The organism is Streptomyces sp. ATCC 21386, from assembly GCF_018728545.1.
GTDB lineage: Bacteria > Actinomycetota > Actinomycetes > Streptomycetales > Streptomycetaceae > Streptomyces.
In genome coordinates this window covers 7842057-7856165 of the sequence record NZ_JAAVVL010000001.1, presented here as the reverse complement: position 1 = coordinate 7856165, position 14109 = coordinate 7842057, and the positions used below count along the sequence as shown (strand labels likewise).

Genomic DNA, 14109 nt, shown 5'->3' with positions numbered 1-14109 from the left:
GATCAAGATGTCAGAAGTACTGTGCGCCAAGGGAGTCGACCTTCTCTATGGTGAGACTCCCGCAGTCCGCAACGCCGACATCGTCCTGGGCCGGGGGGAGGTCGCGGCGATCGCCGGACAGAGCGGTTCGGGTAAGTCCTCGCTGTTGTACTGCTTGGCCGGAGTGTTGCCGGTGGCCAGGGGGGAAGTCCGCTTCGAGGGGCGCTCTCTCGGCGATCTCGACGACGAGGCGCTCAGCGAGCTTCGCCGGGAACGGTTCGGATTCGTTTTCCAATACGGCGAACTCCTGCCCGAGTTGACGGTTGAGGAGAACACCGCGCTTCCGTTGCGGCTTGCCGGACAGCGTAAGAAGGAGGCCCTGGCCGCAGCCGGAGAGGTGTTGGGCCGCCTCGGTCTCGCGGACCTGCGAGAGCGTCGACCCTCACAGGTGTCAGGAGGGCAGAGCCAGCGCATTGCGGTGGCCCGCGCTCTGGTGCATCGCCCCGCCGTGGTATTCGCCGACGAGCCGACCGGTTCGTTGGACAGTGTCAATGCCGCCGCGGTACTCGAGGAGTTCCTGGCTCTCGCCCGTTCGCAGGGAACGGCAGTGGTACTGGTGACGCACGACTGCGAGGTGGCGGCCCGTGCGGACAGTCGCTACACGATGCGCGACGGAGTTCTCTCGGCTCAGGTGAGGGAAGTCTCGTGAAAGAACTGGCCCTGGGGCTGCGGCTGTTGATGGGTGCCGGTAGGGGGAGTCGTGTGCGCTTCCTGCTCATGGTCGCGGGTAGTGCCGTCGGAGTAGGCTGCCTGGCCATAGTTCTTGCGATCCCTGGGATTCTGGCGGCGCAGGACGGGCGTAAGGCGGCGCGCGAACCGGGTTGCCTCAAGGATCCGAAGCGATTCGCCTGCCTCGTGCCTGAAGGTAGCTCCTTCGAACTGATCAGAACGGACCCGTACGGTTCGGAACCCTTGACCCGGGTCTTCCTCGCCCGAGGCGGCAAGTCCGTCGAGCCGCCCCCGGGTCTGAGCGAACTCCCCGCTCCGGGTGAGCTGTACCTCTCGCCACGACTGCGTGAGGTACTGCAGCAAGAGCCAGGTCTGGCCCAACTCCTTCCAGGTGACGAGCGAGGGGCCATCGGTGCTCAAGGGCTGGCTCATCCTGACGAGTTGTACGCGTACGTCGGTGTCGACCACGACGAGCTGGAGGGCGGCAGCGATCCCGTGGCGTTCTTCGGCAGGAAGGAAGCCGACTGGCCGACAGTGGAGCCCTCGACGCTCGACATCGTCCGCTTCACCCTCGCGGGCGTCGTCCTCTTGCCGCTGGCTGTCTTTCTTTCCGTCTGCGCCCGGCTCTCCGCCGCCGCGCGTACCCGGCGGCTGGCGGCGCTGCGGCTGCTGGGGCTGAGCAGGAAAGGCACGCAGAGAGTCAACGCCGCCGAAACTGTGGCGGCAGCCTTGCTGGGGGCCATGCTTGGCCTGGGTCTCTACGAGGTCGCCAATCAGCTCATTTCTCGGGTGGGTGTGCCGGGCTTCAAGTGGTACCCCTCCGATGGCGCGCTGTCCTTGTCCACAGCCCTGATCTGCCTCGTCGGCTGCCCAGCCCTCGCCTGGTTCGTCGGCCGCGCCAGTGCACGCAAAGCGGCGGCGAACCCGCTGGCCGTGCGGCGGAGTGCCGCCGAGAGGGCGCCCGGCAAGTGGGGGCTGCTTCCCCTGGTCCCGGGTATGGGCATCGTGATCGCGTACTGCGTTGCCGGAGTGACGGACAACGCTCCCCGGGACACCTCACTTTCTTCGATCCTCATGCCCCTCGCCGTCGTTCTGGTCGGCATCGGGCTCGTGATGATGCTGCCGGTCTTCTCCCGGACCATTTCGCAGAGGGTGGCCCGCGCCACCGGCTCGGTCTCCCTCGGCCTGGCCATGCGGCGCAACGAGGTGGAACCCGGCGGCGCGTTGCGGGTGGCGACCGGGCTGGTGGTCCTGGTCTTCGCGGCGTCGCTGGTGCAGGGGGTGCTGATTGAGTTGGACCAGGTCTCGAAGAACACATCCCCCGTCCAGACGTACGACATCTCGCTCGCGGGCACCACGGCCGAGCGCCAGCGAGCATACGAGGAGGTGAAGGGTGTCCGAGGGCACGCGGTCATCATGCAGTCGCGGTCGAGTTCCGATGTCGGCCGCTGGAGTCCGACCCTCGAAGCGGTGGTCGCCACATGCGAGCAACTGCGCAGCATGGTGCGGAAAGCAGAGGGCTGCGTGGACGGCCGGCCCCTGCTGTTGTGGGACCCGCAGCAGGTCGCGACCGAGCTGCCCGAGAAGGGCGCCCGCTTCCCGTTCGACCTCCGGCGCGACGGGCAGCGCCGTGTCATGCATGTGCAGGTGCCGCGTGAGGTCCTCCGGTACAGCGACGACGTAGGTCTCACGGTCTTCCACAGCGGTTCCGTCCTGCTCCCCCCCTCCGCCGTCCCCGCTCACCACCGCCCCGACGTCGCCACCCTCATCCTCCTCAGCAGTTCGTCCCCCGACACCGTCCGAGCCGTACTCGACGGCATCGGCGGCGTGGACCCCACCACGAAGGTCGGGACGCCGGGGGTCGTCGTCACCTCGTTGCAGCAGATCACCGTGGTGAAGAGCCTGTTGGGCATCGGCATGGTGTTGGGCCTCGTCATCGGTGTTGCCGCGTACCTCGTAGCCGCCACCGACCGCGCCGTCGAGCGCAAACCCCAGGTCACCGCGCTCTCGCTGCTCGGGGCCCGGCCCCGTACGCTCCGGGCCGTGCAAGTCGCCCAGGTGGTCGTGCCGTTGGCCGTCGGGCTCGCCCTCGCCGTGGTGCTGGGCAAGCTCGCCGAGTCCAGCTACCTCGTGACCGGCGGCGGCGCCGTCTACTGGGACGGCGCCGGCATCCCCCTGCTGCTGGCCTGCGCCCTCGGCGCGGTCGCCGTGGCAGCGGTCGGTGCGCTGCCGCTCGTCGGGCGTCGTATCGATCCGGAGCTGATCCGGCGGGACTGAGCGAAGCGACGGGCCACAGCGGGCAGGCGGCGCGCCGAAGGGAGCGCCGCCTGCCCGCTGTGGCCCGTCCCGGCCCGAGTCGGCGGCCCCGGCGCGCCGCACCCCCGATCACCACGCGCTGGCGATCGGCGCCCCCGGCTCGTACCGCTGCCACTCCTCGTTCAGGCGACCCAGCCGGTGCGCGGCGGCGATCCCGCACATGGACGCGACCTTGCCGCCTGCGACGTCGAACGCCACCGCCCCCACGACCCGCCCCTCGACCACGGCGACGACGGCCGGGGAACCGTTGAGCAGCGTGAGGTGCATCGTGGGGTTGCCACCCGCCATCCGCCGCTTCGCCGCACTCGGTGTGAAGCCGGCCCGCACGAGGGACGCGATGCGCTCGGGCGTCCGGTAGCGCAGCAGCCGCCTGGCCAGCCCGGCCCCGTCCGAGACCGCGACCGCGTCGGCGGTGAGCAGCTCCACCAGCCGTTCGGTGCGCCCCGACGTGGCCGCGGCGAGAAACTCCTCCACGACCTTGCGCGCGGTCGCCGGATCCGCAGGGACGCCGCCGCGGCGCTCGGCGGCGACCCGGCGCCGGGCCCGGTGCACATGCTGCTGGCTCGCGGACTCGGTGATGTCGAGGATCCCGGCGATCTCGGCGTGGGGATACGTGAACGCCTCGCGCAGGACGTAGGCGGCTCGCTCGACCGGTGAGAGGCGCTCCATGAGGGTCAGTACGGCCAAGGACACCGATTCGCGCTGCTCCACGGTCTCGGCGGGGCCGAGCATGGGGTCGCCTTCGAGGAGCGGCTCGGGCAGCCAGTCCCCGGCCGCCCGCTCGTGGCGGGCCTGCGCCGAGCGGAGACGGTCGAGGCAGAGATGGGTGACGACCTTCGTCAGCCATGCCTCCGGTACCTCGATGTGGTCCCGGTCCGCGGCCTGCCAGCGCAGGAACGCGTCCTGCACGGCGTCCTCGGCGTCGGCCGCCGAACCGAGCAGACGGTACGCGAGCGAGGCCAGCCGTCCCCGGCCGGCCTCGAATCGGTCGATGGCTGCGGTGTCCATGCACAGGAGCCTATGCGGCGGTCTTCACAACAGGGCCTTCACAACAGCGCCTCCAGGACAGGGACTTACGAACAAGCCTGCACAACAGGGCCTCAGCAGGGCTTTCGCAGGAGGACCTCTGCACCAGGGTCCTCACGCCGCGGAGTTCGCACCGGCGGCCTCCACGCCCACCCCCGCCGCACTCACTCCACCCCGTTCGGCCCCGGCGGCCAACCGCTGCCGTCGCTTCGGTACTCCGAAGGTCGGGTGGGCGATGCCCAGCGCCGCCCCGTTGAGCACGCCCGCCTTGAGGCGCGCGGCGGTTCGGCCGCCCAGGTACCAGGACTTCGACCTGACCTTCTCGTCCACCATCTGGAAGATCGCGTCCCGCCGTCCGAGACTGATGTGGTTGCCGTGGTACTTCAGCCCGACCGTCGGGATCTCGCGGCCCGTCAGACGCGCGATGATCGCGGCGGTCGCCTGCATGTTGGTGTAGCCGGCCGAGGCGCAGGACATCGGCAGCGGGCGGCCGTTGTCCCCGATCGCGTAGGCGCAGTCACCGGCGGCATAGACGTCCGGGTGCGACACCGAGCGCATGGTGCGGTCGACGAGTATCTGACCGGTCTCGGCGACCCGCAGGCCGGCGGCGGCCGCGAGCGGGTGCACGGCGAACCCCGCCGACCAGACCGTCACGTCGGCCGGGATGGGCGTACCGCCGGCGGTGATCACCCGTGTCGGCTCGACGGCTTCGACCGTGGTGTGCTCGTGGATGGTGACACCGAGCCGGTCGAACGCCCGGCGCAGATGCCGGCGGGCCTTCGGGGACAGCCAGGCGCCCAGCTCCCCGCGGGCGACGAGCGCGACCGAGAGGTCGGGCCGGGACTCGGCGAACTCGGTGGCGGTCTCGATGCCGGTCAGCCCCTCGCCGACGACCAGCACCGTGCCGCCCTCGCCCAACCCGGCCAGGCGCTGACGCAGCCGCAACGCCGAGGACCGGCCGGCCACGTCGTAGGCGTGCTCGGCCACACCCGGGACGCCATGGTGGGACACGGAACTGCCGAGCGCGTAGAGCAGGGTGTCGTACGGGAGTTCGCGGTCCCCGGCCTCGCCGGCTGCCTCCGCCTCCGACCCTGCCTCCGACCCCGCCTCGCTGAGCGCCCGGCCCGCCCCGATCGTCCCCGTCGCGCCGGTCTCCTCCGTCACGGTGACCGTCCGCCGCTCCGGATCGATGCCGGTGACGCGCGCCACGCGCAGCCTCACCCCGGTGCCGGCGAACACGTCGGCGAGCGGGCGGGGTGTGAGTTCCTGGCCGCTGGCGAGCTGGTGGAGCCGCATTCGCTCGACGAAGTCGGGCGCGGCGTTGACCACGGTGATCTCGGTGTCGGCGGGGGAGAGCCGACGGGCCAGGTTCCCGGCGGCGAAGGCCCCGGCGTATCCGGCGCCGAGGACGACGATGCGGTGCTTCATGTCGATGCTCCTGTCTCGTTCGCGTGCCTCCTGAACGGGATGGCGCCCCGATTCCTGACAGGAGTCAGGTGTGACGTGGATCACGGAGGCGCGGTGCGTCGGTGAGTCCGGGAGAGGCGCGGGGATTATTTCGCGTGCCTCGCCCACCGGGGGGTCGGTAGTGTCGCCGCCCGGCGGGCCGAACCGCGGTCGCCGTGTTCGGAGAGTGATGCGTTCCGTGAGCGGGCAGCGAGAGACGACGACCCTGTGGCGGCCGACCGGCCCCGTGGAGCTGCGGCTGGTGCGGGAGGCGGGATGGCGCGCCTGGCCGCCCCGGCTTCCTGAGCAGCCGATCTTCTACCCGGTGCTCGACGAGGAGTACGCCGTCAAGATCGCGCGGGACTGGAACGTGAAGCACGACGGGGCGGGTTACGTCACCCGGTTCGAGGTCGAGACCGACTTCCTGCGGCGGTACCCGGTGCGGCAGGCCGGCGGGAGGACGATCCTCGAACTCTGGGTGCCGGCGGAGGAGCTGGAGGAGTTCAACGCGCACCTCGTGGGTGAGATCGAGGTCGTGCACGAGTTCCACTGAGCGCGGCCGCCGCGAGGCCCGTGCGCGGCGGCCCCGGCAGTCGCGGTGACTGCCGTCGAGGGGCGGCGGGGGGCCCAGCAGTGCCCCCGTTGCCCCTCGACGACGACCAGTCCTTCGACGACGATCAGTCCCTCGTCGTCGGTCAGCTCCGCACGGCGGGCCTTGCCCGTGAGGGGCGGGGGATGGGGACCGGCACGCTGTCCCGCTCGCCCGCGATCTCCCGTAGGACGCGTACGAGTTCCTCGTGGAGGGCGTCGCCGATCTCGTGTGCCTGGGGTGTGTCCACGTGCAGCATGTTGACGTGGAGCCCGGTGGCCGTGCGGTGGAACCAGTGGCTGATGCCGTTGCCCCGGGCGGCCCACACGTGCAACTTGGGCTTCCAGAGCGGGTGTTGGAGGCCGCCGGGAGTTCTGCGGAAGTCGATGTAGGAGAAGAAGTTCACCGGGAACGGCCAGTGGTGCAACGCGAAGGTCTCCGGTGCCAACAGCTCCCACGCCCGCACGAAGGGGATGTCCGTGTGCCGCTGCAACGCGCCGTACGCCGTGCGCGCCCGCGCGATCGTGGTGGCGTGGTCCGTGCCGCCCTCGCCCACCCGGAACTCGATCGGCATCGTGTTCACGAACCAGCCGACCGAGTGCTGCCAAGGGTTCGAAGCCCCGCCGGCCGCCTCGTCGGCAGCACCGTCGGCCTCCCCCGCGTTCACCCCGCCATGCTCGCCCCGGCCCTCGTCCGTCCGTTCGCTGATGGGGAGCAGGCCCCGGTAGACCCCCGGCCCCCCGAAGCGGTGCTGGGCCGTCGCCGCGGCCGCCAGTACGGCGGTGAAGACGCTGCCGCCCGAGGCGCGGGCGCCCGCCGCCAGGGCGTCGGTGCGGTGCGGGTCGAGCAGGGGGAGGGCCCGGTTCACCAGCGGGTACAGGTGACCCTCCGGTACGCCCAGGTCGAAGGGGAAGCGGGGGAAGAACCCGCCGTTGCCGCGGATGAAGTCCTTCCAGTAGCGCAGGCGGTCGTCGTCGGGGCGGAGTGCGGCGTAGCGGCGTCGCTGGTCGTCACCGAAGGTCAAGTAGCTCGCGGCCGCCGGGAGTTCGGGGGTGCGGTCCGCCGACAGAGCGGCGTACGAGGTCTGGAGTTCGTTCACGACGACGGGCATGGACAGGCCGTCGCACACGATGTGGTCGAAGCAGAGGTAGACCGTCGCGCCGTTGTCCCGGACCACCGCGCCCATGAGGAACAGCGGCCAGGAGAGCGTGTCGATGCTCTTGAACGTCTTGTCGAGGTGGGTGTGCAGATCGTCCCCGTTGTGGAACCGGCCGACCTCTTCCGCCTCCAGGGTGATGGAATCGGGCGCCAGCGCCGTGCAGTTCAGGTCGCCGGCGAGCCGCTGGAACTCGCAGCGGAGCACCTCGTGGCGCCGTACGAGCAGCAGGAGCGCCGCTGCGAGGGCCTTGGTGTCCAGCTCACCCGTGATCTCGAAGGTGACCGTGATCGAGCTGGCGATTCCGTCGCTCGTGCTCCGGGTGGCCTCGGACGACGAGTGGTGCTTGTCCTGGTTGAACGAGGCCGATGTGAGTGAAATTGCTGCGGCGCGCTTCGTATGGAGGGACCAGGAGATGACGGTGCCGGGCTCGATGGTGGCGTCGGAGAAGGGGATCTGCAGCACTCGGGGGCTTTCTGTTCATGACTTGTGGGGGGGGGAAGTCGAGGGAGTATTCGAGCGGTGAATCAGGTGGGGGGTGGATCAGGGGTGGGGGAGGTAAATGAAGGGGGGTGAGCGTTGGGTGTCGGATTTCTTGGTCAAGTCAATGGCGGTCCGGATCAAATGACGTGTGTCAGCAGGGAATTCACCGCCGCGTCCACACCCTCCTCGGCCCGGACGAGGCGGGCGATCTCGGTCGCCCTGTGCGCCAGGTGACGGTCCGTCACCGCCGTCGTGATCGCCTCCGCGAGCCGGGGCGCGGTGAGGGTGCGGGCGGTGAGGGGGGCGGGGGCGACGCCCAGTGCTCGCATACGGGCGGACCAGTGGGTCTGGTCGCCCATGTGCGGGCACAGGATTTGAGGGCGGCCCGCGGCGAGGGCGGCCCCGACCGTGCCCTGGCCGCCGTGGTGGACGATCGCGGCCGTGCGCGGGAAGAGCCAGTCGTGCGGGGCCTCTTCGATCACCAGCATGTTCGGTGGCAGGGGGGCGGAGTTCCTGCCCGGCGCGCCGATGCCGCCCCAGCCGGTCGCGACGACGGCACGTACACCGGTGCGGCGGATCGCCTCGGTGACCAGGGCGTGGTTCCGGCGGGCCCGGGTGCCGGCCATGCTGCCGAAACCGATGTAGACGGGGGGCGGACCCTCGTCCAGGAACCGGCTCAACTCCCTCGGCGGCGTCCAGTCGGGGCGTGCGGGCAGGTACCAGAAACCCGTGGTGCGTACGGCGTCGCCCCACGCCGGGTCGACCGGGGTGATGTGCCGGCTGAACGGCTGGAGCACCGGGCGCCGACGGCCCTCGGGGTCCCGCAGCCACCGCCGGGCACCGTGCCGACGGGGGGCCAGCCCCAGTTCGCTCCTCCGCCAGCGCTCCACCTCACGGGACCGCTGGGCAGCCGTGACCAGGGCGTACGTGCTCCGGTTCAGGAAGCGCGGCACCCGGGGGAGCGGCAGCAGCGGGCAGGGAAAGGCGGCGGTGGGGATCCAGCCCGGCTGGAGCGCCACCACGACGGCGGGTACGTCCAGCATGTCGGCGACGTGCTGGACGGGGAACGCCGCCGAATGCACCACCGCCGCCACGTCCCCGTGGTCGTGCGCGATGGCCGCCACGTCGCGCAGCGGGGCGACCATCAGCTGTCTCAGCCGGGCCACGGTCCGCGCGGCCGCGATCTTTCCCCGCACGCCCATGAGGCCGCCGTCGATGATTCTCCGGGTCGTCGTCTCGTCGAGGATGCGGGTCGGCCCGTCGTCGATCGCGGCGAAATCGACGCCGTACGCGGCTGCTTCGGCCGCATAAGCGGAAGGGGCCGCCAATAACGGCTGTTGGCCGTGGCGGCGCAGCGCCACGGCCAATGCGAGAAAAGGCTGTACATCCCCGCGGGTACCGCATGCCGCCAGAAGTACCTTGCGGGGGCGGGTGCCGACCGCGAGGCTCTCCGGCTCCCATTCATTGGGCATGACCACGCGCTGAACCTAGCAGAAGGAAAATCGAACTAGTCTGGTGTGGTAATGAGTTCGATATTTCCGGCGGCGACGATTTCCGTTTACGCGGACCGGAAAGGGCCCGTCACCTCGTAGGTGATCCCGCCCGATGAACTGCCGCTGGTCCCGCGCTGGCTGGAGAAGTAGAGACGGCGGCCGTCGGGGGAGAAGGCGGGGCCGGTGATCTCGGAGGCGGACTGGCCGTCCACGCGGAGGAAGGGGGCGATGGTGTCGTTCGGGGTGATGAGGCAGATCTCCATGCTGCCGCCGTCCTCGGCGACATAGAGGTCTCCCGAGCTGGTGCTCGTGATGTTGTCGACCCCGGTCAGCGGTGCCGTTCCGCCGGTGACCAGCGAGTCGTCGTAGGCGAGTTCGATGGTCTGCGCGGCGGCGTCGTACTGCCAGACGCGGTTGTCGCCCTTGGTCGTGAACCAGCAGGTGCCGTCGGCGTAGTGGCAGCCCTCGCCGCCGTTGAAGCGCTTGGCGCCGGACACCTGGTTACGGGTGGCGGTGGCGCCGGTGGGGTCCGGGACCCGGGACCAGGTCACCGGCCCGCTGGTGGCGGTACCGGCCACCAGCACCTCCAGCGTGCCCGACGACAGGTCGCCCCAGGTCGTGGGCCGGAAGCGGTAGAAGCAGCCGTCGGAGACGTCCTCGGTCAGGTAGACGACACCCCGGATGGGGTCGGCGGCCGCCGCCTCGTGCTTGAAACGGCCCATCGCGTCCCGGCGGACCGCCGCCCTGGTGCCCCACGGGTCCGTCTCGTAGACATAGCCCCGGTCCACCTCCTCGCAGGACAGCCAGGTGTTCCAGGGCGTCCGCCCGCCGGCGCAGTTCTGGCGTGTGCCGGACAGGATCCGGTACGCCGACGTCACCGCGCCCGTCGACGAGAAGCGCACCGCGCTCGCACCCCCGGACGGATTGATCTCCGAGTTGGAGACGTAGATCCACCCGCTGCCGTCCGCGTAACAGGCGCCGCCGTCGGGGGCGTTGTGCCAGGTGTACGACGTACCGGGGACCCTCTGGCCGGAGCGGGCGATCACCCGGCTCGTGAACCCGCTCGGCAACCGGATGCCGTTGGCGTCCGGCGAGCCGAGCGCCCCGTAGGGGCCGGGACTGGGCTGGGCGGGCGCGGCGTACGCGGCGCCACGCCACAGGGTGCCGCCGAGGACGGTCGACGTGCCGCCGAGTACGGCCGCGCGCAGGAGAGTACGACGTTCCACAGTCGCTCCAAGGGATGCCTTAGCCGGCCCGCCGCACGGTCGGCGGCGGGGTCGCGCGCTGATGGAACCTAGAGGAGCGGAATTGACGGTGCATGGACAACACGTGACGACACGGGTCCGCGAGCGAGTGCGTCAGGGTGTCCGTGAGCGAGTGTGGCCGGTGTCCCCGAGTCCGTGTGGCCGGTGTCCCCCGAGTCCGTGCGGCCGGTGTCCGCGAGTCCGTGCGGCCGGGTGTCTGAACGCCGGGTGTCTGAACGCCGGGTGTCTGAACGCCGGGTGTCTGAGGCAGTGTGTCTGGAAGCCGGGTGTTCGTTGACGGGTTCCCGGCTCCTGCGTGGCCTTCGCTCAGGCCGGTAGCGGCGGTGCCTCGCGGCGCCGTTGCCCGGGACGGCCGCCGAACCCGTGGCCGTGGCCGTGGCCGTGGACCGGTCCCGGCGGCTCGGCCGACGGCAGGCGGACGACCGCGTCCAGGCCGCCCGTGGCCGCCTCCCGCAGCGTCACCTCACCGCCACTGGCGTGGGCGAGCCGCTGGACCAGGGAGAGGCCCAGCCCGGTGCCGCCCTTGGGCGCGCCGGGGGCGCGCCAGAAGCGGTCGAACGCGCGGGCGCGCTGCTCCGCCGTCATACCGGGACCCTCGTCGGTGACATGCAGGTCGACCCAGTGGGGCCGGGCGTCGCGCAGTGCCCGGCGGGCGGGGACGAGGAGCCGTAGCTCGATGGTGACCGTGCTGCCCGCCGGGGAGGCGCGCAGGGCGTTGGAGAGGAGGTTGTCGAGGATCTGCTCCACGGCTCCGGGAACGGCCGTCACCGGACCCACCACACCCGCGAAGAGGACCAGGGAGACCCCCTCGCGCTCGAACAACGGCCCCCACGTACGGTGCCGTTCCACGCAGATCGCCCCCAGGTCGACCGGGGCCGGGATGGCCGCCGACTCCTCCAGGCGGGCCATCGCCAGCAGCCCCTCGACCATCCGGGCCAGCCGGTCGGTCTCGGTGACGGCGGCGTCGAGGCTCGGCCGGGCGCGTCGGGCGATGTCCGGTTCCAGGTTCTCCAGCCGTAGCCGCAGGGCCGCGAGCGGGGTCTTCAGCTGGTGCGACGCCTCACCGGCGAACGCCCGCTGCGAGGCCAGCAGATGTTCGAGGCGGGCCGCGGTCGTGTTGAAGGCCGCCGCGAGACTCCGTACCTCCGGCGGACCCGAGGTGACCACCACGCTGGTCGCCGTACCGCCCTCGGCCAGCCGGTGCGTGGCCTCCTCCAACTGCCGGATGGGGCGCCCCGTCCAGCGCGCGAACGCGAACGCCACGGCGGCGACGCCGGTGAGCACGGCGAGTCCGGCGAGCGCCAGCAGCAGCCAGACCGCGAACACGCGGGCGTGCACCATCGTGGTCGGGAGCGTGATGCGCACGGCACCCTGCGCCGACGCGCCCGTTTCCCGACCGGGCTCCGAGACGGGCCGCGTGTACGAGACCGAGGCGATACCCGAGTCGCTCTCCGAGCCCGCGTCGCCTCCCGGGCCGGAGTCGGGGTCCCGGTCGGGATCCGTGTCGGAGTCGGTGCCGGAGTCGCTGTCCGCCGTCGCGTGGCCCACCGGGGCCGCCACGGACAGGTGGTGGACACCGCCCGTCGTCGTGGTCCGTACGTCCGTGGTGGCGCGGCCCCGCAGTGCGGCGGAGATCTCGGGGAGTGAGGCGAGGGACCGCTTCTCCTCGGCGGACAAGGAGTGGGAGGAAGCCAGCAGTTCACCGTCCGCGTCGACGATGACGACCTTCCCGCCGATGCGCTGGGCGCAGTGTCTGGCCCGCTCGGCGAGTTCGTCCGGGCGGTGCGCGGCGAGCGACAGCGCGGCGAACGCGGCCACCGACTCGGCCTCGTCGTTGGCCGAGTTGACGATCCGCTCGCGCTCGGCCCGGGAGTAGACGAAGCCCAGCGGGATCTCCAGACCGAGCAGGACCAGGGCGGCGAGACTGAGGTAACTCAGCAGCAGACGTCGGGTCATGACGCCCTGGCCTCCGGTGTGCGATGCCTCCCCGTGCCCGCCCTCGACTCCGTCGCGGACCTCGTCCCCGGTCCGCGCCCGCCACCGTTCGCCTGTCCCGGCCCCGGGGCGCGAACGGCGAGCCGGAAGCCCACCCCGCGCAGGGTCTGGATCCACGCCGGGTCGCCCAACTTGCGCCGCAGGGTGGCCACATGGACGTCCAGTGTCTTGGTCGGGCCCTGGTAGTGGTCGTCCCAGACGCGGTTGAGGATCTGCTGCCGGGAGTACACCGCGCCCGGGTCCTCGGTGAGCAGCGCCAGCAGTTCGAACTCCTTGGGCGTCAGCGCGACCGGGACCTCGCCCACCCACACCTGCCGGGTCCGCCGGTCCACGACGAGGGGGCCGGGCGGCGGGGCCGCACCGACGTCGGCCGCCGCGCCGCCGGAAGGGGCACGGGGTGCGGGCGGCGCCTGCTCGTACATGGGGGGCTCGTAGGGCGCCAAGACCGGGGGCTCGTAGACCGGGGGCTCGTGGACCGGGCTGCCGTACGCCGGAGTGCGGTACGCCGGGCCGCCCAGGGCGGAAGCGCCGGTCGCGGGGCTCCCGACGGTGGGCGCGTTCTGCGTCCGGTCGGCGTACGTGGGCGTCCCGTGCGCCGGCGTCTCGTACGGGGCCGACCAGTCGTACTGGGCGCCACCGCCTTCACCGACGCCACCCGCTCCTCCGAAGCCGCCAGTTCCTCCGACCCCGCCCGCTCCTCGGATGCCGTCCGCTCCTCCGGCTCCGACTCCCCCCGTTCCTCCGGCTCCACCTGGGGCTCCGACAGCGGCTGTTCCTTCTGTTCCGCCTGTTCCGCCGACCCCTGCCCGATAGGGGGTGTCGGCTTCGGAGTCCCCGACGGACGCGAAGTCGTTGTCCGCCCCGAAACGGCTCCCGGCCCGGCGCCTGCCCCCGTAGCCGTCCCCGGCTGCCGACTCTCCGTCCGCCGCCGACTCCCCGTGCGCCCCGGGCTCTGGTGCGGGCGCCGACCAACTGCCGTAAGTCGAACTCCCGGCCATGGACTCGAACTCGGCCGCACCCCCGGGCCCGGCTCCCCGCCCGAGCCCGAGCCCGAGCCCGGTCCCGGACCCGACCCCGGCTGGTTCCTCCGGCCCGGCCGGCCTCCCGACCCCCGCCTCGGCCACCACGACCCCGGCCACCACCTCGCGGCCCATGGTCCCGCCCGCGCCCCCGCCCGTCGCTCCGCCACTCGGGCGCTGGTGGCGGCGGGACACCGCCCGTATCCGGGCGACCAGTTCCCGGATGCTGAATGGTTTCGCCAGGTAGTCGTCGGCGCCGAGTTCCAGGCCCAGCACACGGTCGGCCTCCTCGCCGCGCGCGCTGAGGATGATGATGGGGACGTCGGAGGTCCGGCGGATCCCGCGGCAGACGTCGATGCCGTCCATGTCGGGCAGTCCGAGGTCCAGTAGGACGACATCGCCGTGCGGACCTCTCAACCCGTCCGTGCCGGTGGCCACGTGGTGGACCGTCAGGCCGAAGTGCCGCAGCCCGTCGGCGAGCGGTTCGGCGATCGTCTCGTCGTCCTCGATGAGCAGCACTCGTACGCCCATGGCCGCCTGTCTCTCCAGAAAGTCGGGACAACACGAGAGCCGTGCTGTGGGGCGCAACGCTACAAGAGTACGAACAGCTCTG

The 14109-nt window shown here is 71.5% G+C and carries 10 protein-coding genes and 1 pseudogene; 3 read left to right on the top strand and 8 right to left on the bottom strand.

What is annotated here, in order from left to right; all coding sequences use genetic code 11:
• The first annotated feature begins 7 nt into the window (after positions 1-7).
• On the top strand, positions 8-688 hold the full coding sequence (locus GWK25_RS33685; protein WP_215455331.1) for an ABC transporter ATP-binding protein: 681 nt from the start codon (positions 8-10) through the stop codon (positions 686-688).
• Positions 685-2985, top strand: a complete 2301-nt coding sequence (locus tag GWK25_RS33680) for an FtsX-like permease family protein (RefSeq protein ID WP_215455330.1) — start codon at positions 685-687, stop codon at positions 2983-2985. Before GWK25_RS33685 ends, GWK25_RS33680 begins: the two co-directional genes overlap by 4 nt.
• A 108-nt stretch (positions 2986-3093) precedes the next feature.
• Here the strand turns inward: GWK25_RS33680 and GWK25_RS33675 are convergent, their stop codons facing one another.
• On the bottom strand, positions 3094-4032 hold the full coding sequence (locus GWK25_RS33675) for a sigma-70 family RNA polymerase sigma factor (protein WP_215455329.1): 939 nt from the start codon (positions 4030-4032) through the stop codon (positions 3094-3096).
• Between the two features lie 132 nt (positions 4033-4164).
• On the bottom strand, positions 4165-5478 hold the full coding sequence (locus GWK25_RS33670; protein ID WP_215455328.1) for an NAD(P)/FAD-dependent oxidoreductase: 1314 nt from the start codon (positions 5476-5478) through the stop codon (positions 4165-4167).
• Between the two features lie 217 nt (positions 5479-5695).
• Between GWK25_RS33670 and GWK25_RS33665 the strand changes: the two genes are divergently transcribed.
• The gene (locus GWK25_RS33665; RefSeq protein ID WP_215455327.1) at positions 5696-6049 is read left to right on the top strand and encodes a hypothetical protein; all 354 of its coding nucleotides are present in this window, start codon (positions 5696-5698) and stop codon (positions 6047-6049) included.
• A gap of 142 nt (positions 6050-6191) precedes the next feature.
• Here the strand turns inward: GWK25_RS33665 and GWK25_RS33660 are convergent, their stop codons facing one another.
• From GWK25_RS33660 to GWK25_RS43955, 6 genes and pseudogenes are all read right to left on the bottom strand, one after another.
• Positions 6192-7706 (bottom strand): condensation domain-containing protein, encoded by a 1515-nt coding sequence (locus GWK25_RS33660; protein WP_215455326.1) that lies wholly within the window; start codon positions 7704-7706, stop codon positions 6192-6194.
• Positions 7707-7861: 155 nt separating this feature from the next.
• On the bottom strand, positions 7862-9196 hold the full coding sequence (locus GWK25_RS33655) for a glycosyltransferase (RefSeq protein ID WP_215457788.1): 1335 nt from the start codon (positions 9194-9196) through the stop codon (positions 7862-7864).
• Positions 9197-9282: 86 nt separating this feature from the next.
• Positions 9283-10443 (bottom strand): alkaline phosphatase PhoX, encoded by a 1161-nt coding sequence (locus GWK25_RS33650; protein ID WP_215455325.1) that lies wholly within the window; start codon positions 10441-10443, stop codon positions 9283-9285.
• Positions 10444-10788: 345 nt separating this feature from the next.
• A complete protein-coding gene (locus GWK25_RS33645) occupies positions 10789-12438 on the bottom strand; it encodes a HAMP domain-containing sensor histidine kinase (protein WP_215455324.1) in 1650 nt (549 codons plus the stop codon).
• Positions 12435-12899 carry a winged helix-turn-helix domain-containing protein gene (locus GWK25_RS43960; protein ID WP_374200706.1) on the bottom strand — a complete coding sequence of 155 codons (465 nt, stop codon included), beginning with the start codon at positions 12897-12899 and terminating at the stop codon, positions 12435-12437. The genes GWK25_RS33645 and GWK25_RS43960 overlap by 4 nt, the downstream gene beginning before the upstream one ends.
• 768 nt (positions 12900-13667) lie before the next feature.
• Positions 13668-14027: pseudogene (locus GWK25_RS43955) on the bottom strand (response regulator transcription factor); the annotation flags it as partial.
• Positions 14028-14109 lie beyond the last annotated feature (82 nt).